Source organism: Streptomyces sp. NPDC087440 (assembly GCF_044744005.1).
Classification (GTDB): Bacteria; Actinomycetota; Actinomycetes; order Streptomycetales; family Streptomycetaceae; genus Streptomyces.
Window position 1 is genome coordinate 82,985 of the sequence record NZ_JBIUXN010000022.1, and the last position, 22,367, is coordinate 105,351.

The window sequence follows — 22,367 nt, forward strand, 5'->3', positions numbered from 1 at the left end:
CTCATACGCCGGTCCCGCCGGGGCTCACGCCTCGGTCCCCCTGCGGCGCACGGCCGAGCCCGCCCGCCCCTTGATCACCTCCAGCTGGACCGGGATGCGGCGGCGCAGGTCGCCGACGTGGCTGACGATGCCGACGCTGCGGTTCCGTTCGCGCAGGGCGTCCAGTACGTCGATGACCTCGTCCAGTGTCTGGTCGTCCAGGCTGCCGAAGCCCTCGTCGATGAACAGGGTGTCCAGGCGCACCCCGCCCGCCTCGTCGGTGACGACGTCCGCGAGGCCGAGGGCCAGCGCGAGGGAGGCGAAGAAGGTCTCGCCGCCGGACAGGGTGGAGGTGTCGCGCTCGCGGCCGGTCCAGGAGTCCACGACGTGCAGGCTCAGGCCCGCGCGCCTGCTGCCCGTGCCGGTCGTGCGTTCGTCGGAGTGCACGAGGGTGTAGCGGCCCGCCGACATGCGGTGCAGCCGGGCGGTCGCGGCGGCGGCGACCTGCTCCAGGCGGGCGGCCAGGACGTACGACTCCAGGCGCATCTTGCGTTCGTTGTCGGCGGAGGTGCCGGCGGCGAGCCCGGCCATGCGGGCCACCCGTTCGTAGTCGGCGCGCAGCGGGCCGAGCCTGCGGGACTCGTCCTCGGCCTGCCTGCCGAGCCGGGCCAGTGCGGCGCACCGGTCGCGGGCGGCGTCGTACGCGGAGGTGGCGTCCCGCTGGGCACGCTCGGCGGCGACGAGGGCGGCCTCCGCCCGCTGCGGGGTGGCGGCGGGCAGGGCGGCTGCCTCGGCGGCGTCGGACTCGCGCAACCGGTCGGCGACCGCGGCCCGTTCGGCCTGCCAGGCGTCGATGCGGTCCTGGAGGGCGCGCTGCTCCTGGTGGTCGAGGAAGGCCCTGGCCGCCTCGTCGGGGGTGGCGAATCCGGCCTTGAACGCGGCGTCCGCGAGGGATCCGTCGGCGGCCTTGAGGCGCTCGGCGGTGTCCTCGTACGCCCGGACCGCCTCGGCGGCGTCGGCGAGCAGGGCGACCCGGCGGGTGAGGGTGGCGAACTGCTCCTCGACGCTGCCCGCGTCCCCGCGCGCCCGGGTCAGCTCCTCCTGGAGTCCGGCGAGTTCGCGGTCGATGGCCTCGCGGTGCGAGGTGCGGGCGGCGCTGCGGCGTTCGGCCTGCTCGCGGGCGTCGACCCGGCGGGCGTGCTCCTGCTCGGCGCGGCCCAGCTCCTCGCGGGCGGCGTGCATGTCACCGGCGGCGGCGCGGGCCGCCGCATGGTCGCGGCGCAACTCCCCCTCCCGCACGGCCAGTTCGTCGACGCCCGCCCCCTGGGCCTCGGCCTGGGCGGCGGCGTGGGTCTGGCGGAGCTCGGACAGGGCGCTCTCGGCCTGCGCCCGGGTCTCCTCGGCACGCCCGTAGGCGTCCTCGGCACGCTGCTCGGTGTCCCGGTCGACGTGTCCGGCCCCGGCGCGGGCGGGGGCCGGGTGGCCGGTGGCGCCGCACACCTTGCAGGCCTCGCCGTCGCGCAGTTCGGCGGCGAGTTCGGCGGCGATGCCGCTCAGCCTGCGCTCGCGCAGGTCGAGCCAGTGCTCGCGGGCGTCGCCCGCCGTGTCGCGGGCGGTACGCAGCCGCTGCTCGGCGCCGGTCAGCTCCTGGTCGAGTGCGTCGCGGCGGCGCGCGGCGGCCAGCCGGGCGGCGGCCGGTTCGAGCTGCGACTCCAGGTGCCCGGCGCGGGTGGCGGCCTCCTGGGCGGTCTCGATCCGCGCCTGGAGGCCGTGTCGTACGGCGTCCCATGCGGCGAGCCAGTCCTCGGCGTCCTGCCGCAGGTCCTCGTCCGCGCGGGCCTCCCGGTCGAGGGCGGTGCGCTCGGCGGCGATCTCGGCGCTGCGCCGCTCGGCGCGGCGGGCGGCGTCGAGGCCGCCCAGTTCCTGCCGTATCCGCCGCTCCAGCTCGGCGAGCTGGTCGGCCCCGGCGTCGGCGAGGGCGGCGGGAAGCCGGGTGCGGGCCTGCTCGTGGACGCGGGCGGCGTCGCGGTGTTCGCGCTCCGCGGTGTCGCGCAGGGTCAGGGCGGGGGCGACCCGGTCGGCGGCCCGGGCCAGGTCCTGGCGGACGCAGAGCCCCTCGAACTGCTCGCGGCGTTCGTCCAGGGCGGCGGCGCGGCGGCGCGTCTCGGCGTACCGCTCCTGGAGCCGCAGCAGGTCCCGCTGCTCCTCCAGGACGCGTCGGGCGGCGGCCCGCCTGCTGTCGGCGGCGTCGACGGCGCAGGCGGCGAGGTCCCGGCGTTCGACGGCCCCGCTGCGGGCGACGGCCGCCCAGGCGAGGACGGCGGCGGCGAGCCCAGGGTCGCCGGGGCGTTCCTCGGGGCGCGGCAGGTCGCGGGCGGCGGGCCCGGCGGCTTCCGCGGTGCGCTCGGCGAGGGCGAGGAGGCGTTCGTCGCCCTGCTTGACCTGCTGTTCGGCGGTGCGGCGCAGTTCGGCAAGGCGTTCTTCGACGGCGGCGAAGCGGCGGGTGTCGAAGAGCTTGCCGAGGAGTTTGCCGCGGGCTTCGGCGTCGGCGCGCAGGAAGCGGGCGAAGTCGCCCTGCGGGAGGAGGACGACCTGGCAGAACTGCTCGCGGTTCATGCCGACGAGCTGGCCGATCTCCTCACCGATCTCCTGGTGGGAGCGGCTGAGGGCCTGCCACTCCCCCGTCTCGGGGTCGCGCTCGCGCAGCCAGCTCTGGGCCTTCTCGGTGACGAGGCCGGGCCGGTTGCCCTTCTTGGGCCGCAACTGGGCGGGGCGGCGGGTGACTTCGAGGCGGCGGCCGCCGACGGTGAGGTCGAGGACGACCTCGGTGGGCGTGCCGGGGGCGGCGTGGTCGCTGCGCAGGGTGAGGCCGCGCCCCTCGCGGGCGCCCGGCACCGATCCGTACAGCGCGAAGCAGACGGCGTCCAGGACGGAGGTCTTGCCCGCACCGGTCGGGCCGTGCAGGAGGAAGAGCCCGGCGGCGTTGAGCGTGTCGAAGTCGACGTGCTGGGCGGCGCCGAAGGGCCCGAAGGCGGTGACGTCCAGGGAGTGCAGCCTCATCGGGCCACCTCGCACAGGCCGCGCCGGGCCACCTCGCACGGGCCGCGTCGGACCGCCTCGCACAGGCCGCGCCGGGCCACCTCGTACGGGCCGCGTCGGGCCACCTCGCACGGGCCGCGTCGGACCGCCTCGCGCACCTGCGGGGAGGAGTGCTTCATCGGGCCACCTCGCGCACCGTCTCGTCCACCCGGACGTCGTCGAACGCGCCCCGGAGCACCGCCCGTTCGCTTCCGTCGGGGCCGCTGCCGCCGCGTACGTGCGCCACGAAGTCCTCCGCGATCTGCTGGTCGTCGCGGCCCTTGAGCCGCTGCGCGTACGAGACGTGCTCGCTCTCGGGTCCGCGGTCCGGTTCGAAGACGAGGGTCAGCGTGTGCGGGAAGCGGGCGCACAGGCGGGCCATCGGGTCGTCGGGCCGCACCGGGTCGGTGAGCGTGGCCTCGACCCAGGAGTCCTCGTGCCGGTCGAGCGCGGGGTCGTCGAGGAGGTCCGCCAGGTGGCCGCGCAGCCGGGCGAGCGGCCGGGGCACCGGGCAGTCGAGCCGCTCGGCCGCGGCGATCTCGCCGCCGGGCCCGAGGTCGATCAGCCACATGGTCTTGCGGTGGTTGACCTCGGAGAAGGAGTAGGCGAGCGGGGAGCCGGAGTAGCGGACGCGCTCGTTGACCGTCTGCGCGCCGTGCAGGTGGCCCAGCGCGACGTAGTCGACGCCCGCGAAGACCCCGGCGGGGACGGCGGCGACCCCGCCGACCGTGATGTCGCGTTCGCTGTCGCTGGGCTCGCCGCCCGCGACGAAGGCGTGCGCCAGGACGACCGAGCGGGTCCCGGCCGGGCGGGCGGCGAGGTCGGCGCGGACCTGGTCCATGGCGGCGGCGAGGACGTCCTCGTGCCGCGCCTTGGCGGCGCCCAGTGCGTCCCGTACGAGAGCGGGCTCCAGGTAGGGCAGCCCGTAGAAGGCGACGTCGCCGTGCGCGTCGGACAGCACGACGGGGGTGGCGCATCCGGCGGGGTCGGTGCGCAGGTGGATGCCCGCCCGCTCGATGAGGCCCGCGCCCACGCCCAGGCGGCGGGCGGAGTCGTGGTTGCCGGAGATCATGACCGTCGGCACGTTCTCGGCGGCGAGGCGGTGCAGGGCCGCGTCGAAGAGCTCCACGGCGGCCAGCGGCGGCACCGCACGGTCGTACACGTCCCCCGCGACCAGCACGGCGTCCACCTGGTGCGCGCGGACCGTCGCCACCAGGTGGTCGAGGTACGCGGCCTGGGCGTCGAGCAGTCCCACCCGGTGGAAGGACCGGCCGAGGTGCCAGTCGGACGTGTGCAGAAGCCTCATGGTTCACGAGAGTAAAGGGAGGGTCTGACAATCAAGGCGGCAACGGGGGAATCCACCGCACCACGGACCCCACGACGCGCTGGTCCCGGGCCCTCTCAGGCGTCCCCGTACGCCTCTCCGCCCAGCGTGAAGGTGGCTGTTCCCGCGGTCGCGTCCGCGAGCCACCCCCGGAAGGCGTCGACGTCCGCGTCCGGCAGTCCGATCTCGATCGTCACCGCCTCCGCATACCGCACCTCGCGCACGGCGCGCCCCGTCGCCCGCAGGTCGTTCTCCAGCTTGCCCGCGCGCTGGTGGTCGACGGTGACGGTGGCCAGGCGGAACCGCTGCCGGGTGATCGTCCCCAGTTCGTCCAGCGCCTCGCCGACCACTCCCCCGTACGCCCTGATCAGGCCGCCCGCGCCCAGCTTGACGCCGCCGTAGTACCGCGTCACCACGGCGACGACGTACCGCACCTCGCGGCGCATCAGCATCTGGAGCATCGGGACGCCCGCGGTGCCGCCGGGCTCGCCGTCGTCGCTGGCCTTCTGGATTCCGGCGTCGGCCCCGACGACGTACGCATAACAGTTGTGCGAGGCGGTGGGGTGCTCCTTGCGGACGCGGGCGACGAAGTCCTGCGCCTCCTGCTCGGTGGCGGCGGGCGCGAGGGCACAGAGGAAGCGGGATCGGTTGATCTCGGCCTCGTGCACGCCCGCCTGGGCGACGGTCCGGTACTGCTCTGCCATCCGGCCACCCTATGCGGCCTGCGCATTCGCCCGCCCACCGAGGGGATCCGCAGGCGCCCGTCAGTCGGCTGCCCAGTGCTCCCAGCGCTGCGCCTTGATCCACTCCACCACCGGGGTGAGCTCCACGCCCAGCTCCCGCCGCGTCCACCCGGGATCGGCGGCCAGCAGGCCGGCGGCGAGGCCGGTGCTCACGTGGTGGTAGATCCCGGCGACGCCCGCGGCCGCCTCCACGCCCACGACCTGGGCGAGCCCCTCCTCGAACCGCCGGACGTCCAACGCCACGTACGTCACCTCCCGCCCCAGCACCTGGGCGAAGGCCCGCGCCAGCTCGGGTCCGGTGACGACGTCCGCGCCGCCGACGTCCAGCACCCGGCCCACCACCGCGTCGCTCTCCAGCGCGGCGGCGACGATGCGCGCGAGGTCGTCGTGCGAGAGCCAGGCCACCCGCTGGTCGGCGGGCAACGGGTAGGCGAGGACGCCGTCGTTGACGAGCGCGGGACCGTTCCAGGGGCTGAAGAGGTTGTCGAGGTAGACGGGCGGACGCACCACCACGGTGGGCACGCCGCTGCCCGTGATCACGGCCTCGGCGGCCCGCCGGGTCTCGAAGGCGGCGTACGGGGTGGCCGTCTCGGGCAGCGCGGTGTTGGTGTTGAACACGAGCCGCCGGACGCCGACGGCGCGCGCGGCGTCGGCGATGTTGTGCGCGTAGGAGAGCACGGTGTCCGTGTCGTACTCCAGCGGGATCGTCACCACGGCGTGCGTGACACCCGCGAAGGCCTTCAGGACCTCCTCCGCCCGGCCCAGATCGGCGCCGACCAGTCTCACCCCGGCGGGCCCGGGCCCGTCCGGGTCGCGGACCAGCCCTGTCACCTCGGCCCCCTGTGCGGCGAGGTGCCGGGCGATGGCCCCTCCCTGGAGGCCGGTGGCTCCGGTCACGAGGTGGCGGCGGCGGGCGGTGTGCTCGGTCATGCGGGACTGCCTTTCGGGGGGGGGCGAGTGGTACGAGGCGGACGACGAGGTACGGGGATCAGACAGGTACGGGGGTACGGAGCCGGGCCGCGACCAGCGCCCCGACCACGGCGACGACGGCGCCGGCGAGGAACGCCGCGCCGATGCCCTCGGTGAGGTCGCCGCCCGCCGCGGTGCGGGCGGCCGCGATCCCGGACAGGGCGGCGAGTCCGATCACGGAGCCGAACTGGAGGCTGGTGTTGACCAGCCCCGAGGCGAGTCCCGCCTCGTCGTCCGAGGTGCCCGCGGTGGCGGCAACCTGGGTGGTGACGGCGGCCAGCGGCAGCGCGACGCCCAGCAGCAGGCTGGGCGGCAGCACGTCGCCGACGAACGACCCCGCGGCCGAGATCCGCGACAGCCACCCCATCCCCACCGCGATCAGCACGAACCCGGCGCACATGACCGCACGCAGCCCGAACCGCCCGATCAGCCGCCCCGCGCCGCCCGCGACCAGGACCACGGTGAGCGACAACGGCAGCAGCCCGAGGCCGCCGCCCACCGCGTCGTACCCGAGGACCGTCTGGAGGTAGAGGCTGACCAGGAAGAACATCGGGAACAGGGCCGTCTGCCAGAGCGCGGCCAGCATGTTCGCCGTGCGCAGTGTGCGCCGAGTGAAGATGTCCAGCGGTACCAGGGGCGCGGCCGCCCTGCGTTCGATCGCCACGAAGGCGGCCAGCAGCAGGACCGCTCCGGCGGCCGTGCCGAGGGTCTGTGGCGCGCTCCAGCCCGCCTCACCGGCGCTGACGACGGCGTACGCGAGGAGCGCGAGGCCTCCGGTGACGGTGGCCGCGCCGGGCAGGTCGATACCTCGCCCGTCGCGTTCCGCGCGCCCTTCGGGCAGCAGCCGCAGCGCCGCAACCAGCAGGAGCAGTCCGGCGACGACATTCAGGGCGAAGGTGGACTCCCAGCCGAACCAGCTGGTCAGGACGCCGCCGAGTACGGTTCCCGCCGCGCCTCCCGCACCGGCCATGGCCGCGAAGACGCCGAGCGCCCGGTGCCGTCCGGGCCCGTCCTCGTACAGCATCAGCAACAGGGCGAGCGCGGACGCCGCCGCCATGGCCGCGCCGACGCCCTGCGCGGTGCGCGCGGCGATGAGCAGCGCGGCGCTGTCGGCGAGGGTGCCGAGCAGTGAGGCAGCGACCAGGACGGCGAGCCCCGACGCGAACACCCTGCGCCGCCCGAGCAGGTCGGCCGCCCGCCCGCTGAGCAGCAGCAGACCGCCGAAGGAGACCAGGTAGGCGTTGGCCACCCAGGACAGGGCGGCCGGCGGGATGGCGAGCTCGCGGCCCATGGAGGGGGCGGCGACGTTGATCACCGAGGTGTCCAGGATCAGGAGGAACTGGGTGCCCGCGAGCAGCGCGAGCGCCCGGCCGGTCCTGACGAGGGCGCGGGGCATGTCTCTCCTGGAAGCACGGTGGCGGACAACTCCGCACTCCCTTGCAGGGACGCGGAGTTGAGGAACTCCCACCCAGGTTCGAACGTCCACTGCATACGATCAATTAACCAGAGACCCGAACCACTTAAGGATCGTCCATGCCCCGGGCCGACGTCCTCAGCGAGCTGCTCAAGCCCCTGCGGCTGACCGACACGTACTGCAGCCGGTGGCGGGCGGGCGGGAGTTGGGGAATCGCCGGGGCGGACGACAGCCACGCCGTCCTCCACCACATGGTCCGGGGCGGCTGCCACCTCACCTTCGACGACGGCGAGACGCTCCCCCTCCACGAGGGCGATCTCGCGGTGTTCCCGCACGGAACGGCCCATTCCTTCGCCTCGGCCCCGGGCCGCGCGACGACCCCGCTGCGTTCCGTGCTCCCGGACCTCTCCCCCGGAACCTCGGCCTCCGTCACGATCGGCAGCGCACCGCCGGACACGGAGATCCTCTGCGCCAGCCTGCACTACGACCCCACGACGGAACCCGCCCTCTACCGGGCCCTGCCCCGCGTCCTCGTGCTGCGCCGCGAGCTGCTGCGCGACGAACCGCTCCTGCACCTCACGCTGGAGCACCTGCCCCGGGACATCACACGCAGCGCCCCCGGAACCCCCCTCGTCTCACTCCGCGCCTTCGAGATGGTGTTCGTGCTGGCCCTGCGTACGGCGATGGAACGACTCGCCGCGTCCTCCCCCGCCCTGACGGCCCTGCGCCACGAGGGCGTCAGCCGGGCACTGACCGCGATCTACGCCTCGTACGCACACCCCTGGACCCTCGCCTCGCTCGCCCAGGAGGCCGGCATGTCCCGCTCGGCGTTCACCCGGACCTTCCGCGACCTGGTCGGCGAACCACCGGCCCGCCACCTGCTGTTCCGCAGACTCCAGGAGGCCCGCAGACTGCTGGCCGACCCGGCCGTCCCTCTGCAGGAGATCCACCAGGCCATCGGCTACGGCAGCCATGTGGGCTTCCACCTGGCGTTCCGCAAGGAGCTCGGCCTGACACCGGGCGAGTACCGCGCGCAGCGGACGGCTCCCGCGTCGCCGTGACGTCGTACCGTCGCCGTGACTTCGTACCATCGAGCGCACAACGACACATGACTTGACGTCAACCCGACCTCACCCGACATCAAGGGGACCTTCATGGACGACATCCGGCAGACCATCCGCACGATCCTCCTGGAGTCCGGCGACACCTGGGCCGTGGTCGGCCTCTCCTCCAACCAGTCGCGTGCGGCGTACGGCGTCGCCCAGACCCTCCAGCGCTTCGGCAAGCGCGTCGTCCCCGTCCACCCCAAGGCGGAGACCGTCCACGGCGAACAGGGCTACGCCTCGCTGGCCGACATCCCCTTCCCGGTCGACGTCGTGGACGTCTTCGTCAACAGCGACCTGGCGGGCCCGGTCGCCGACGAGGCGGTGGCGATCGGCGCGAAGGCGGTGTGGTTCCAGCTCGGCGTGATCGACGAGGCCGCCTACGACCGCACCCGCGCGGCAGGCCTGGACATGGTGATGGACCGCTGCCCGGCGATCGAGATCCCGCGTCTGGGCTGAGGCACGACAACGCGGAGCGCCGGTCAGCGCACCGGCGGGCAGGGGCGGCCGTGGGCCGCCGCCCTTGCCTCGAAGCCCAGGGGGAGCCAGCCGTGGGAGAGCAGGCGGGGGTGGGCGGGGAAGGCGGCGTGGGCGGCGAGGACGAAGATCAGGGAGGCCCAGAGGCTGTGCAGGCGGATCGTGGTGTAGCCGCGGCCGTTGATGTCGTGGAAGGCGCACTCGAAGGTGTCCGGGGCGGCCAAGTCCATCGTCGCCAGGCCGGTCCAGCCGAGGTCGAGCCAGGTCTCGGGGTGGGAGTAGATGGCGCGCTTGTCGGTGATGGTGAGTTCGCCGTGGCCGTTCTCCATCACCCAGCGGGGCTGGGCGGCGGCCATCGCCTGGTTGCGGCGGGAGGCGTTGCCCATGGCGTTGACCGCGAGTGCGCCGACGACGAAGCCGGTGGAGCCCATCGCCATGGTGCTGGTCTGGGTGTACGAGCCGTCGCCGAGCGGACGCCAGGTGGAGCGGGCGGCCGGCCCTGCGGCCAGCGAGAGTTCGCCGGGGGCGAGGCGGGTGGTGGTGGGGAGCGGGGGGCGGTTGCACAGCAGGCCGCGGGTGAGGTCGTGGACGACGCCGCAGGTGTAGAGGAGGTGGTCGTCCAGGGGGCCCCACGGGGGCTGTCCGTGGAGTTGCGGCAACGGGCCGTGCGGGGGCTGTCCCTGACCGTGCGCCGGTACCGGCAAGGTGTTGTCGTTCATGGGGTCCCCCGGTCGTACGTGTCCGTGCCGTGTCCGTGCCGACTTTCGACGCACGACATCGTAGGACCCAGGACGGCCGGGCGCAGCAGGCGGCGGCCTCAGCGTGCGTGCGGGACCGGGCGGGCGGGCGGGACCGAGACCGCCATCGTCATCTCCATCGGGGCGGGGCCGTCGTTGCGGTAGGTGTGCGTGACGTCGCCCTCGAAGGTGACGGAGGTGCCCGCGGGCACCGGGTGGACCGTGCCGTCCACCACCAGGGTCAGCTCCCCGTGCGTCACGCGCAGGAGTTCGACGGTGCCCGGGGGGTGGGCGTCGGAGGTGCGGGAGTCGCCCGGCATCAGGAGCCAGGACCAGAGTTCGAGGGGGCCCGCGTTCTCGGTGCCGACGTGGAGGGTGGCGTGGCCGCCCGCTCCGGTGGACCACATCCGTACCGCCTGCTCGGGCGTCACCAGGCGGACCCGGGTGGTCTGTTCCTCGTCGAGGAGGGTGGTGATGCTGATGCCCAGGGCGTCCGCCAGCTTGACGGTGGTGCCGACGCTGGGGTTGGTGCGGGCCTGCTCGATCTGGATGATCATGCCCCGGCTGACCCCGGCGCGGGCCGCCAGCGCGTCGAGCGTGAAGCCCCGTTCGCCGCGCCACCGCTTGAGGTTGCGGGCGAGCGACTGCGTGAGCTGGTCGAGGTCCGACACGTACCGTTCCGTCCCAGAAGTGGCCAGGCCGTGCAATGCGTTGAACGGCTGGTTCACTTTACTGGAACGTACCGGAACCCACGGGAACGCCCGTACGGGACCACGAGCGCTTCAGGACGCCTCCCGCTCCTCCAACTCGGCCAGCGCGACGAGCTGTTCCGGCGTGATGTCCGCCGGTATCGGCACGGGTGCGGGGGTGCGCAGCGGCGGCTGCCAGCCCTTCTCCTCGTCCCAGGTCCGTACGATCCGGGCGGGCGCGCCCGCGACCACCGCGTGGTCGGGGACCTCGCCCCGGACGACCGCCCCGGCCGCGACGACGACGTTCCGGCCCAGCTTCGCGCCGGGCAGGATCACTGCGTTGGTGCCGATCCAGCAGCCGGGCCCGATCGACACGGGTTCCATGCGCGGCCACTGCTTGCCGATGGGCGTCTCGGGGTCGTCGTAACTGTGGTTGGTGGTCGTCACGTAGACGTGCGGGCCGAAGTAGACGTCGTCGGCGATGGTGATGGTGGTGTCGGCGATGATGTGGCTGCCGCGGCCGAGGACGACGCCGTTGCCGAGGGTGAGGATCGGGTCGGGGCCCAGGTCCAGGCCCGGCATCATTCCGGCGGTGAGGGTGACGTGCTCGCCGATGATGCAGTAGTCGCCGAGGTGTATCCAGGGTTCGCCGAAGACGGTGCCCTGCGGGAAGGCCAGCTTGCTGCCGTGGCCGAGGGAGCCGAAGCGCAGTTTGCCGGGCCGCTGCGCACTCACCGCTCCGGCCTGCTGGATCATGCGCCAGCCGCCGTGGACGGCCCGCGTCGTGGCGCGCCGCCGCCAGTGCGCCGCGGCGGCGAGGGCCCCGGTCACGGGGGCCGGGAGGGCGGGAAAGGAGAACGTGTTTCTGTTCTTCGGCACCCGCACACGGTAGTCGGCGGGGCGCGGGCCGGTCAGCGGGGCGACCTGTGATCTTCACCCCACCCGGGGTGGACGCGGGAGGGCCGTACGGAGCACTGGGACGGTGCTCCGTACGGCCCTCTTCATGTCCGGTACTGCGGTACTGCCGACGTGCTGGTGTTGCGTACTACGGGCTGGTCAGCCGGGTCAGAGCAGGACGCCCAGACCCAGTCCGACGCCCACGCCCACGCCGACGCCGTGGTTGTGGTGATACCACGGGCCGTCGTCGCAGTAGACGTGACCGTGGTGCCGCCAGCAACCGTCGGCCGCCACAGTCGCCTTGGCCGTCTGGTCCACCGTGCTCGCCGCAGCCGTGCCGGCGAGGGGTGCGATCGCGATGACGGCCAGGGCCGAAGCCGCCACCGCTCGTCCGATTATGGCGCGCATACTGGTCTCCTAAGTGAGGAGGAATGGGACGCACTTAGGCATACCGTGCGCCATCCGTCCTACTACGGGGCCGGTCGGGTTACGCCCGTTCGGAGCCGTAGTGCGGCCGTTCGGCCCAGTGCGGGTTGCGCGGGAGCACGTGCGTGTGCATCAGGCCCCGGACGGGTCCTGTTCCCGTACCGCAGCCCCGTGCTGCGCCGCCAGATCCCGGTACATCAGGGCGTTGACCTTGATGCCCTCGCGCTCCTCCTCGGTCAATTCCCGGCGCACCTTCGCCGGTACGCCCGCCACCAGCGACCCCGGGGGCACCACCATTCCCTGCGGCACCAGCGCCTGGGCCGCGACCAGGGAGCCCTCGCCGATGACCGCGCCGTTGAGGACGGTCGCCCCCATGCCGACCAGCACGTCGTCCCCGACGGTGCAGCCGTGCAGCACGGCGTTGTGGCCGACCGAGACGCGCTCGCCGACGGTCACCGGGAACCCGGGGTCGACGTGGACGGTGCAGTTGTCCTGGATGTTGGCGTCGGCGCCCAGCACGATCGGCCCGCAGTCGGCGCGCAGCACCGCCCCGTACCAGACGCTGGCGCCCTCGGCGAGGGTCACGTCGCCGACGACCACGGAGGTCGGGGCCGCGAAGGCGTCCGCCGCGAGCCGCGGCTGCCTCCCGCCGACGCCCATGATCAGCGCACCCTGGGTGCTGCCGCTGCGACCTGCTGTTTCGGTCATGGTGTGTTCCTTGTACGTTGTCGGGTCCTGCCGCGCCGCTGTCCTTGCCCGGCACCGTAGACGACCCCGCCGGAACCCGGCCGAGCGGGGGTCGGCGGACACGGCTGAGCGGGGTGGTGCGCAGCCGCCCCAACGGCTGCGTCCCACCCCGCCCGGTAGAGGGGGCCCCTAGGCTGTGGCCGACCTGAGCGACGCCAGCAGTTGCTCCGCGTACTGCCGCTCGATCGTCACCCCGGAGGCCAGCCGCACCTGCACGGCCAGTGCCGCGATGCGGGCGTTGCGCAGCAGCGGCCTGTCCCAGTCCCGGCGCAGTCCGGAGAGCTGGTCGAGGAGGCTGCGCTCGGTGATGCGGCCGGTGATGCGCCGGTCGGCCACCGCGTCGCGGACGGACGCCGTGAGGGTGTCCGGGCCGAGTGTGCTGCTGTCGGGGCGGCGGACGGTCGCGGTGACGGGGCCCTCGACACGTTCGCCGCGGTTCTCGAAGCTGGTCTCGGCCGCACCGTCCTTGACCTGGAACGGCACCCAGTCGTGCACCCCGAGCGCCCCCGGCTTCACCCCGTCGACGCGCAGGCCGTAGCCGCGCCCGTCGCCGAGCCGGGTGGTGGCCCACAGGCCCTTGGCCCAGCCGAGGCCGTCCGTCGGCCCGTTGACCCTCAGCTCGTTGGGGGCGTCCGTGGCCGGGGCGGCTGGGGTGCCGTCGTAGGCGCTGGACGTACCGGTGACCGGGAGGGTGGCCTCTGCGTCGTTCTGGACGACGACGTACGCACCCGCCTTGACCTGGCCGTTTCCGTAGACGTACGAGGAGACGACGGCCCCGGTGCGCTTGTCGGTGCGGACCAGGACGAAGCGTCCGGCCAGCTTCATGCCGTCGACGTCGCGGATCGTGGTGTCGTCGCTGACGTACACCGTGTCGCGGTAGCGGTCGGTCTCGGTGCGGACGACCGTGGTCATCGCGTCGCCCTGGTAGCCGGTCTCGAACGCCGAGGAGGTGAGCTGCGGCTTCTGGCCCTTGCGCCAGGTGTCGTAGACCGCGCCGTACGTCGTGGTGTCGTCGGGGGTGACCAGGGAGCGGCGCTGGAAGTGCCAGCCCGGGAAGTCGTTCTTCTTGGGGATCTCGTTGGCGGTGCGGCGCAAAGTGGGCGTCTTGGAGAAGATCACCTCGTCGCCGTCGGCACCGTTGAGATAGGCGCGCATGCCGGTTCCGGTGCGGTCGCCGGTCCAGGTGAAGGAGAGGTCCTTCGCGCCGTCGCCGACCTTCGGCGTCTTCATCAGGTCGCGGTCCTCGGCGAGGCCCTCGTCGTGGCCGGACGCCGCGTAGTAGTCCTTGACCGTCGCGCCGCCGTCCTTGAGCGGGAGCGCGGTGTCGAGGGTGGTGTCCTCGTCCTCGGAGGCGCGCAGGAACCACTGGTGCGCGTCGCCGCCCTTGAGGCGGGAGAGGTCCACGGTGTACGGGCGGCCGCCGGGCACCTGGATCACGGCGAGCAGGCGCCGCTTGACCTCGGCCTTGTCGGAGGCCGGTCCGGGCTCGCTCGCCTCGACGAGCTGGACCTGCTTCTTCGAGCGTGCCCCGTCGTCGTACGCGAGGAGGGAGGCCCGGGTGGGCAGCGCGTCCGCGCACTCCTGGGCGGTGGCCGAACGGGACCAGATCCAGGGGGTGTTGTGGGCGGGGGTGTCCATGTGCCAGTACCGGTTGTTGTCCGGCTTGACCGGGTAGCCCTGGTCGGGCAGGACCTCCATGCCGGAGCCCCAGAGGTTCAGGCCGAGGTGGCTGCCGTGGCCGTGCCCGGCCTTGTACGGCAGGCCCTCGCTGTACTGCGGGAACATCAGGCCCGCGTGCGTGGCGTCCTGGGTGTTCCCGGCGGTGAGGCCGAAGTAGCCGTAGTGGTACTGCTCGACGTTGCGCAGGTACTCGGGCTTGATGGGGTCGTCCGCGACGGCCTGGTCGGCGGGCAGGAAGTGGGTGTCGTTGAGGGTGATCGGCGCGCCGTCCGGGTAGTGCAGTTCCTTGAGCGGGCGGTCGGTCCTGGTGAAGATCGGGTAGCGGCCCGGGACCAGGTCGGTGTGGTCCAGCTTCAGTCCGTACGCCTGGTCCTGGTAGCCGTCCGGGTCGGTGAAGTTGTCGGCCAGGAGCTGGAAGGCGCCTCGGCCGAAGACCACGACCTGGTCGTGGTACGAGGCGGAGCCCTCCTCCCAGTTGCCGTCGGCGAAGAACTGCTCGCCGCTGAACATCCGGTCCGCCATGGGCAGTACGTGCCGGACCAGGTCCGGGTCGCCGAGGACGGAGGCCACGCCGAACGCGTAACGGAAGCCGTACACCTCGATGTTGTGCTGGCCGACGATGCGGTGGTCGGCGAGGTTCGCGAAGGCGACGACGGTGGCGCGCAGCCACTTCTCGACGGCGGCGCGGCTCTCGGGGGTCCAGTCCGGGGAGTCGTACACCAGGTCGTAGGCGCGGACGGCGTTGTACGGAATGGTGTTCTTCGACCAGGCGGCGTGCAGGTAGGGGACCTTGTCGTAGCCCTCGGCGAAGGCGGTGAGGCCGAGGACGGCGCGGCGTCGCTCCTGGTCGCCGCCCAGCTCGGCGAGGCGGCGCAGGTGGTTCTCGAACTCGGGGTGCTGGTCGAGTCCGGTGCGCGCGGCGGACGCCTTGCGGGCCTCGGCGAGGTACGTCGCCTCGTCGGCGGTGGCCAGCGCGCCGAGCTTCTCCCGCTTGACGTCGGCGGACTCGTTCGCGATGGAGTCCCAGTCGGCCTTGCCCATCATGTTCTGCGGGTTCTTCAGCGGGTGCTGGACGCGGCTGCTGGGGAAGCGCCCGCCCACGTCGCCGGGACGCAGTTCGGGAGCGTACGAACTGTCCGTCCACACCGTGCCCGGTCCGGCGTACGTCAGCTCGACGCGCAGGGCGTCGGCGCCGTCGGGGATCGGCACGTTGTGGGAGAGCAGCGTGAAGTCCGTCAGCTCTTGGTCGAGGGTCTTGTACGCGTACCGGATCTCCTTCTTGTCCGGGCCGAGGACCGGCTTGCCGCCGGACAGCGGGGTGTACGCGACCTCGAAGACGCTCTGCTTGCAGGTGATCCCGGCCAGCTTGGCCCACACCTCGGAGCGGTAGACCTGGCGCGCGGTGACGGGGAAGTCCCGCCGGAAGCGGCCCTGCTGGCCGGTCTTGGCGTCGATACGGAGCGTGGGCCTCCCGGCGTACCGCACCTGCTCGTCGAGGGCGAGGTCGGGGGTGCCGGCGAGCGGGACGCGGGTCCAGCCGCCGACGGGGGCGAGGTCCCCGGCCCAGTCGATGCGCAGGTCGTCCAGGAAGTAGCTGCCGACCGCGCCGTCCGCCATCGGCTCGACGCTCAACTGGGCGGTACCGGCCGGTACTTCGACGTACGCCTCGACGCGCTGCCAGGCGGTGGTGCCGGTGGCCACGCCGACGTACCGGATCGAACCGGCGCTCGTGCCGGTGGCCGTCTTGAACTGGACGCGGACGCTCGCCCGGCCGCCCTTGAGGTCCTTGGCGCGGACCTGTGCGGAGACCTTGACCCAGCCGCCGTCGGCGCTGGGCAGCTTGGCCTTCTGGGTGATGGCGACGCGGTCGTCGGCGCTGTCGGTGCGCAGTTCGACGGAGTGGGAGCCCTCCGCCGCTTCGTCCGATACGACGACCTGGCCGTCACCGGCGGGCTTCCAGACGCCCCACCCTTCGGGGACTGAGGCGGCAGCCGATTCGAAGCCGCCGTTGACAACGAGGGAGTCCGCGGCCGACGCGGCGGGGGCGACGACGGTGAGGCCGGTGGTGAGGGCCACCAGGGTGATGGACGCGGCAACCGTTCTTCGAGCAGGCACACTCGTCTCCTTTGACGAGGAAGGGATGGGGAGGAAGTGCCGTACTGCTGTGATGGAGCGCGCCCCGTCAGGGGCGCGGGGAACTGCGCGAGCAACCACGAACAAGCCGCGCGGCGAGCGCTTTAGGTGAAGGGGCGGGACAGGGGCGAAATCCGGGGGTCCGGGGGCAGAGCCCCCGAGGGTTACTTGCCGGAGCCCAGGGTCATGCCCTCGATGATCCGGCGGCCGAGCCAGATGTAGACGAGCAGCAGGGGCAGGACGACCAGGCCGATCGCGGCGAACAGGCCGCCCCAGTCCGCGCCGCTGAACTGCACCCGGGACATGAAGCCGAGGAGCGCGAGGGAGAGGGTCTGCTGCTGCGGGTCCTGGAGGAAGATCATGGCGAGCATGCCCTCGCTCCAGTGGCCGATCACGTTGAGGATGACCAGCGTGACGATGCCGGAGCGGGCCAGCGGCAGCATGATCTGCCAGAAGGTGCGCCAGGGGGTGGCCCCGTCGAGGGCCGCGGCCTCTTCCAGTTCGGCCGAGAGGCTGCGGAAGAAGGCGGTGAGGAAGAAGACCGCGAAGGGGACGGACGTCGCGATGTAGACGAGGATCAGCCCGCCGAGGCTGTTGACCAGGCCGATCTGCGACATGGCCACGAACAGCGGCAGCATGATCGCCTGGATCGGGATGCCGAGCCCCATCGCCATGAAGGAGGTCAGCCCGCTCGCGGAGCGCGCCCCGAACCGGCTCAGCGCGTAGGCGGCGGGGGCCGCGATGGCGACCGTGCCGATCGCGGTGGCGGCGACCACCAGGAGCGTACGCAGGATGGCGGGACCGAAGTCGCCGACCTCCCAGGCGCGGGCCCAGTTCTCCAGCTGCCAGCTCTCGGGCAGTCCGAACGGGGTCGCGAAGATCTCCCGGGCGGTCTTGAAGGAGGAGAGCGCCATCCAGACCAGGACCAGCAGGTCGAAGGCGACCATGGCCCAGACGAACGTGTACACGACGTGCTTGACGCGGGGCCGCTGGAACTTCCGGCGGGGGGCGGGGCTCCCGAGCACGGGGCGGGGCAGTGCGGGGTTGGCCATGGGTCAGAACTCCAGGGACTCTCGACGCGTGACCCGGCGGGTCAGCACGATGAGCAGGACGATCAGTACGAGCGTCACGACCGTGGCCGCGGCGGACGCGCCGAACCTGGCCACGCCGGTGGGCTGGAAGGCCTCGGCGTACGCGTACAGGGACAGCGTCCACGCCTTGGTGGTCGGGGTGGATCCGGCGGCGCCCGCGAAGACGTAGATGAACTCGAAGATCTTGATGGCGCTGATCACCCAGAGGGTGGCGCTCACCGCGACCGCGTCCCACATCATCGGCAGGGTGACGTGGCGGAACTTCTGCCAGGCGTTGGCGCCTTCGAGGTCGGCCGCTTCGTACAGGGTGATCGGGATGCGGTCCACGGCGGCCATCAGGATGGTCGTGTAGAAGCCGGTGTTGATCCAGATCAGGCCGATGCAGATGACGTAGAAGAGGTTGTCGTCGGCGAGCCAGCGCGGCGGGGCGTCCAGGCCCAGCGCGCCCATCACCTTGTTGATCAGGCCGTCCGCCTGGAACAGGAAGCCCCAGAGGATGGAGATCGCGAGGGCGGACACCGCGTTCGGGAAGAAGATCACCGCGCGGACGAACTTCCGGCCGGCCATCTCGCGCAGCACCGTGGTGAAGAAGAAGCTGAGCAGGAAGGTGCCGAAGCCGACGCCGAAGAGGATCAGCAGGGTGTTGCCGAAGGACGAGGCGAAGACGTCGTCGTACCAGAGGCGCTTGTAGTTGTCGAAGCCCACCCACTCGATGGGTCCCGACCCGGCCCACTTGGAGAAGGAGAGGACGACCGTGAAGAGTGTCGGGGCGACGATGGCCACGGCGTACAGGAAGAACGCCGGGCCGACGAACGGGACGAAGAGCTTGCGGCGGCCCCGCTGGAGGGGGCTGGTCGGCGCGTCCGACCGCTTGTCGTTCTTCGTCGGCGGTACGTCGACGACGGCGCCCGGGGGCGTGACGGCCGGGTCGGGCAGGGCCCGGGACGGCAGGGGGGCCGTCCCGGACTCCCGGACCTCGGCGGAGGCGGTGCTCATCAGCCGTTGGCCTTCCACCAGTTGACGGTGCTCTTCTTCAGCTCGGCGACGTAGTCGGCGGCGCTGATCTGTCCGGAGATCAGCTTCTTGCTGAGCGGCTGGGTGATCTTGGTCTCCCAGTCGGACATGCCTTCCACGCCGTCCTGGCTGACGTGGATGGAGCCCGCGCCCTGGAGCGCCTTCTGCGGGCCCTGGAGGTCCTTGACCGCGGGGACGTCGGCGCGGACGGTGATGGACTTCTCCTCGGTGGCGAGGCGGTCCATCCACTTCTTGCCGAGGAAGAACTGGATGAACTTCTCGGCGGCGACGCCGTTCTTCGCCTTCTTCGGGATGCCGTAGCCGTAGAGGCTGGCCTGCTCCGAGTCGTGGCCCGCGGCGGTCTTCGGGAACGGGAAGGAGCCGTACTCGAAGTCCTTGCCCGCGATCTCGCCGGTCTCGGACGGGCCCCAGGTGCCCATGTAGAGGAAGTCGGCCTTGTTCTGCGCCCACTTCTGCTGGATCGCCGGGAACTTGCTGGCGTCCCAGCCGTCGACGAAGTACGTGCCCTTGCCGATCTTCTCGGCGTTCTGGGCGGCCTTGAGGACCTCGGGCTTGTCGAAGCCGGCGCCGGACTTGTCCTCCAGCACCTTCTTCCAGTTGCCCGCGCCCAGTTCGCGGATCATCAGGGTGGAGACCCACTGGTCGACGTAGGCCAGGATGTCGCCGTCGAGGGCGAGCGGGGCCTTGCCCGCGGCCTTGCGCTTGTCGAGGAGGGCGATGAACTCGTCGAAGGTCTTCGGCGGGTTGGCCGCGACGTCCGGGAGCTGCTTCTTGTTGTAGAAGACCTGCCAGGTCTGGACGTTGGTCGGGATCAGGTAGGTCTGTCCTTCCTTGTCCTTGACCAGGTCCTGGTACGCCTTGGGCACGGTCTCGCCGACGGTCTTGGACTCTCCGGTGACCTTCGCGTCGAGCACCCCGGACAGGTCGCGGGCGTTGCCGGTGGCGGCCAGGGTGTCGCGGATCTTGAACTGGCTCTGGTCGACCAGGTCCGCCGCGACGTTGCCGCCCACCAGGGTCGGCTGGAGCTTGTTGAGGACCTCGCGGCCCTGGAAGACCAGTTCGACCTTGATGCCGGTCTCCTGGGTGAAGGCGGCGACCGCGTCCTTGATGACCTTGGCGCGGGGCTCGTCCTCCTTGTACATCGACCAGTAGGTGAACTCCTTGGAGTCCTCGCCGCCGCCCGCGCTGCTCGCACCGCCGCAGGCGGAGAGGGTCAGGGCCAGGGCTGCGACGGCGACGAGTGCCGTGCTCTTGGTCGTGGTACGAAGTCTCATGTGACACCACCGTTCTCGGGCGCACATTCATTGGGCGCCGAAGGGAGACGAGCTGACGAGCTGGGGAAGGAAGGAATGCCCGGATTCTGTTGCCGCCGCTGCACTAAGGTCAAGGCATTCGTACGAATGAATTTTCCGTTACCGGCTCGATACATACCCTTGAAGGCGCAGTGACCGCCCTGGACGCCCCCTTTGGAGGCCTTATGTCCGTCCGTCAGCCGTCGGTTTTCCGTCGGGAGACCCGATGAGCACCGCGCCGCGTCCCGCCGCGCGCGGGGAGAAGTTCCGCCGCCTCGCCGAGGAACTGCGGCGCGGCGTTGCCGAGTTGCGCTGGCCGGACGGCCGGCTGCCCACCGAGCAGCAGCTCGCCAAGGAGCAGGGCGTCAGCCTGAACACGGTGCGCCGGGCGGTGGACCTGCTGGTCGCCGACGGTCTGGTCTACCGGCGGCAGGGCTCGGGAACGTACATCGCCGAGGACACCGAGCAGAGTGCGGGCCCGGCGGGCGGGGAGCCGGTGCCGGGTCCGGTCGTGGGCATCTGCGTGCCCTCGATGACGTACTACTACCCCCGGATCATCGCGGCGATCGAGGCCGAACTGACCCGGGGCGGCGCCCAGATGATGATCCGCAGCACGGGTTACGACGCAGGTCAGGAGCGGTCCGCCATCGAGGGGATGCTCGCGGCCGGGGCGACCGGGCTGCTGCTCGTGCCGGAGCTGGAGCCGGGCGCGGACCCGATGCTCCAGCACGACGCGATCCAGGCGCTCGGGGTGCCGGTGGTGATGGTGGAGCGGCGCTTCGCGACCTCCGCGGACCACCATGAATTCGTCTGCTCCAATCATTCCGCCGGGGCGTACGTGGCCGTGCGCCACCTGGTCTCGCTCGGCCACCGGAAGATCGGCTACCTCCAGCGGCACAGCCCCTTCACGGCCGACGCGGTCGCCGCCGGGTTCCGCACGGCGCTCGCCGACTCGGGGCTCGACCCGGCCGGGGCCCCGTACGCGGGCCGGGCCCGGTGGGACATGCCGGACGCGGACGCCTTCCTGGACGAGCTGCTGGCGGCGGGCGCGACCGCGGTGGTCTGCTTCGCGGACCGGGAGGCGGCACTGCTGGTCTCGGCTGCGCGGCGGCGCGGGCTGTCCGTACCGGGGGACCTTTCGCTGGTCGGGTACGACGACGAGGTGGCCGAGCTGTCGGAGGTGCCGCTGACGGCGGTCTCGCCCGCGAAGGCCGAGGTGGGGCGGCTCGCGGCGGGCACGCTGCTGCGCCGGATCGCGGACCCGTCGGCGCCGGTCGTGCAGCAGCTGGTGGTGCCGAGGCTGGTGGTGCGGGACTCGACGGGGCCGGTGGGGTGAGGGCACCGGGGGCTGGTGGAGGCGGCCGCAGGAGCACCTGAAGGAGCACTCACGGCATAATTCATTCCCTCCAATGGGTTGTATTCAGGGATTGAATTGGTGAGGGTGGGGGCTCAGCTTCCCGGACCAGCGAGGTAGTCATGCCCCCAGCAGTGCCCCCCACAGGTGCCGTACGGCTCGGACTCGTCGGCGCGGGAGGCGCTGCCCGGCTGCACGCGGAGGCCGCGCTCGCGCTGCCGGACCAGGCGCGGGTGACCGCCGTCCACGACATCGCCGAGGACCGCGCCCGCTCCCTCGCCGACCTCACCGGCGCCAAGGTCACCACCGGGTACACGCAGATGCTGGACGAGGGCCTGGTCGACGCGCTGGTGGTGTGCACCCCGCACGCCCTGCACGTGGAGCCCGCGCTCGCCGCCGCGCGCGCCGGGATACCGGTGCTGCTGGAGAAGCCGATGGCGACCAGCCTCAGCGACTGTGACGCCGTGTCAGAGGCCTTTGCCCAGGCGGGGGTTGCCCTCTTCCTCGGCCACATCCAGCACTATCTGCCGCTGACGGCCGCCGCCCACCGGGCGGTGCGCACCGGCCTGATCGGCGCACCCGTGTCGGTCGTGGACCGCCGGGCCACCGACTACCGGCCGGGCCACCGGCCCGCCTGGTTCTTCGACCCCGAACTCGCGGGCGGCGGTGCGGTGATGAACATCGGGGCGCACTGTGTGGACCGGGTCACCTGGATCACCGACGCCCGCCCGCTGCGGGTCGACGCGCGCATCGTGCACCGCGATGTGCCGGTGGAGACCGAGGGGTTGCTGCACCTGGAGCTGGAGGGCGGCATCCGGGCCACGGTCTCGGTGACGGCGGGTGCGCTGTCCGACCTCGACGAGTTCGAAATCACCGGTGAGAAGGGGACGTTGCGGGCGTCCAAGGCCAAGGGGCTGTGGCTGGCGGACGGTTCGGGCGAGGCGCGGGAGCTGCGGGCCCCCGCCGACATCAACGCGGACGTCGCCGTCGCCTTCCACGACCAGCTCCGCGACTTCGTGGCGGCGGTACGGGGCGAACGCCCCCCGGCGGTCGGGGCCCGTACCGGTCGCGACGTGGTCGCCACCGTCCTCGCCGCGTACGCCTCCTCGGCGCTGGGTCAGGCGCAGGAGGTGCACCACGCCCCCGTCGCCGTGGTCGGCGCGGGGGCGTAGGCGGGAAAACGTTCCTCGAACGTATCT

At 72.4% G+C, this 22,367-nt stretch carries 19 protein-coding genes; 4 read left to right on the forward strand and 15 right to left on the reverse strand.

Annotation, left to right across the window (positions count from 1 at the left end; all coding sequences use genetic code 11):
• Positions 1 to 24 precede the first annotated feature (24 nt).
• The 6 genes from ACIO3O_RS33665 to ACIO3O_RS33690 form a co-directional block, all read right to left on the reverse strand.
• Complete coding sequence (locus ACIO3O_RS33665) at positions 25 to 3,039, reverse strand: AAA family ATPase (protein ID WP_401752540.1); 3,015 nt, start codon at positions 3,037 to 3,039, stop codon at positions 25 to 27.
• Positions 3,036 to 3,197 carry a hypothetical protein gene (locus tag ACIO3O_RS33670; protein ID WP_401752542.1) on the reverse strand — a complete coding sequence of 54 codons (162 nt, stop codon included), beginning with the start codon at positions 3,195 to 3,197 and terminating at the stop codon, positions 3,036 to 3,038. The genes ACIO3O_RS33665 and ACIO3O_RS33670 overlap by 4 nt, the downstream gene beginning before the upstream one ends.
• Positions 3,194 to 4,363 (reverse strand): exonuclease SbcCD subunit D, encoded by a 1,170-nt coding sequence (locus ACIO3O_RS33675; protein ID WP_401752544.1) that lies wholly within the window; start codon positions 4,361 to 4,363, stop codon positions 3,194 to 3,196. Before ACIO3O_RS33675 ends, ACIO3O_RS33670 begins: the two co-directional genes overlap by 4 nt.
• 95 nt (positions 4,364 to 4,458) lie before the next feature.
• Positions 4,459 to 5,085, reverse strand: coding sequence for a YigZ family protein (locus tag ACIO3O_RS33680; protein WP_401752545.1), 627 nt, complete (start codon positions 5,083 to 5,085; stop codon positions 4,459 to 4,461).
• A 60-nt stretch (positions 5,086 to 5,145) separates the two neighbouring features.
• Positions 5,146 to 6,054, reverse strand: coding sequence for an SDR family oxidoreductase (locus ACIO3O_RS33685; protein ID WP_401752547.1), 909 nt, complete (start codon positions 6,052 to 6,054; stop codon positions 5,146 to 5,148).
• A 58-nt stretch (positions 6,055 to 6,112) separates the two neighbouring features.
• Entirely contained in the window at positions 6,113 to 7,489 is a 1,377-nt protein-coding gene (locus ACIO3O_RS33690; RefSeq protein WP_401752549.1) for an MFS transporter, read from the reverse strand.
• A gap of 137 nt (positions 7,490 to 7,626) precedes the next feature.
• On the opposite strand from ACIO3O_RS33690, the gene ACIO3O_RS33695 reads away from it, so the two are divergent.
• Positions 7,627 to 8,568 carry an AraC family transcriptional regulator gene (locus ACIO3O_RS33695; protein ID WP_401752551.1) on the forward strand — a complete coding sequence of 314 codons (942 nt, stop codon included), beginning with the start codon at positions 7,627 to 7,629 and terminating at the stop codon, positions 8,566 to 8,568.
• A 93-nt stretch (positions 8,569 to 8,661) separates the two neighbouring features.
• Complete coding sequence (locus ACIO3O_RS33700) at positions 8,662 to 9,069, forward strand: CoA-binding protein (RefSeq protein ID WP_401752553.1); 408 nt, start codon at positions 8,662 to 8,664, stop codon at positions 9,067 to 9,069.
• A 23-nt stretch (positions 9,070 to 9,092) separates the two neighbouring features.
• Here ACIO3O_RS33700 and ACIO3O_RS33705 read toward each other — a convergent pair whose 3' ends face one another.
• The 9 genes from ACIO3O_RS33705 to ACIO3O_RS33745 form a co-directional block, all read right to left on the reverse strand.
• Positions 9,093 to 9,806 carry a hypothetical protein gene (locus ACIO3O_RS33705; RefSeq protein ID WP_401752554.1) on the reverse strand — a complete coding sequence of 238 codons (714 nt, stop codon included), beginning with the start codon at positions 9,804 to 9,806 and terminating at the stop codon, positions 9,093 to 9,095.
• 98 nt (positions 9,807 to 9,904) lie between these two features.
• Positions 9,905 to 10,495, reverse strand: a complete 591-nt coding sequence (locus ACIO3O_RS33710) for an XRE family transcriptional regulator (RefSeq protein ID WP_401752555.1) — start codon at positions 10,493 to 10,495, stop codon at positions 9,905 to 9,907.
• Positions 10,496 to 10,606: 111 nt separating this feature from the next.
• Entirely contained in the window at positions 10,607 to 11,392 is a 786-nt protein-coding gene (locus ACIO3O_RS33715) for an acyltransferase (protein ID WP_401752557.1), read from the reverse strand.
• A 186-nt stretch (positions 11,393 to 11,578) separates the two neighbouring features.
• Positions 11,579 to 11,818, reverse strand: a complete 240-nt coding sequence (locus tag ACIO3O_RS33720) for a hypothetical protein (RefSeq protein ID WP_401752559.1) — start codon at positions 11,816 to 11,818, stop codon at positions 11,579 to 11,581.
• A gap of 150 nt (positions 11,819 to 11,968) precedes the next feature.
• Positions 11,969 to 12,544, reverse strand: a complete 576-nt coding sequence (locus ACIO3O_RS33725; RefSeq protein WP_401752561.1) for a gamma carbonic anhydrase family protein — start codon at positions 12,542 to 12,544, stop codon at positions 11,969 to 11,971.
• Positions 12,545 to 12,712: 168 nt separating this feature from the next.
• Entirely contained in the window at positions 12,713 to 16,378 is a 3,666-nt protein-coding gene (locus ACIO3O_RS33730) for a heparinase II/III family protein (protein WP_401752563.1), read from the reverse strand.
• 182 nt (positions 16,379 to 16,560) lie between these two features.
• Positions 16,561 to 17,448 carry a carbohydrate ABC transporter permease gene (locus ACIO3O_RS33735; RefSeq protein WP_401752565.1) on the reverse strand — a complete coding sequence of 296 codons (888 nt, stop codon included), beginning with the start codon at positions 17,446 to 17,448 and terminating at the stop codon, positions 16,561 to 16,563.
• 3 nt (positions 17,449 to 17,451) lie between these two features.
• Positions 17,452 to 18,483, reverse strand: a complete 1,032-nt coding sequence (locus ACIO3O_RS33740) for a carbohydrate ABC transporter permease (protein ID WP_401752567.1) — start codon at positions 18,481 to 18,483, stop codon at positions 17,452 to 17,454.
• The gene (locus tag ACIO3O_RS33745) at positions 18,483 to 19,796 is read right to left on the reverse strand and encodes an ABC transporter substrate-binding protein (RefSeq protein WP_401752569.1); all 1,314 of its coding nucleotides are present in this window, start codon (positions 19,794 to 19,796) and stop codon (positions 18,483 to 18,485) included. The genes ACIO3O_RS33740 and ACIO3O_RS33745 overlap by 1 nt, the downstream gene beginning before the upstream one ends.
• A 244-nt stretch (positions 19,797 to 20,040) precedes the next feature.
• On the opposite strand from ACIO3O_RS33745, the gene ACIO3O_RS33750 reads away from it, so the two are divergent.
• Positions 20,041 to 21,150 carry a substrate-binding domain-containing protein gene (locus ACIO3O_RS33750; protein WP_401752570.1) on the forward strand — a complete coding sequence of 370 codons (1,110 nt, stop codon included), beginning with the start codon at positions 20,041 to 20,043 and terminating at the stop codon, positions 21,148 to 21,150.
• A 152-nt stretch (positions 21,151 to 21,302) separates the two neighbouring features.
• Positions 21,303 to 22,340, forward strand: coding sequence for a Gfo/Idh/MocA family protein (locus tag ACIO3O_RS33755; RefSeq protein ID WP_401752572.1), 1,038 nt, complete (start codon positions 21,303 to 21,305; stop codon positions 22,338 to 22,340).
• Positions 22,341 to 22,367: the final 27 nt, after the last annotated feature.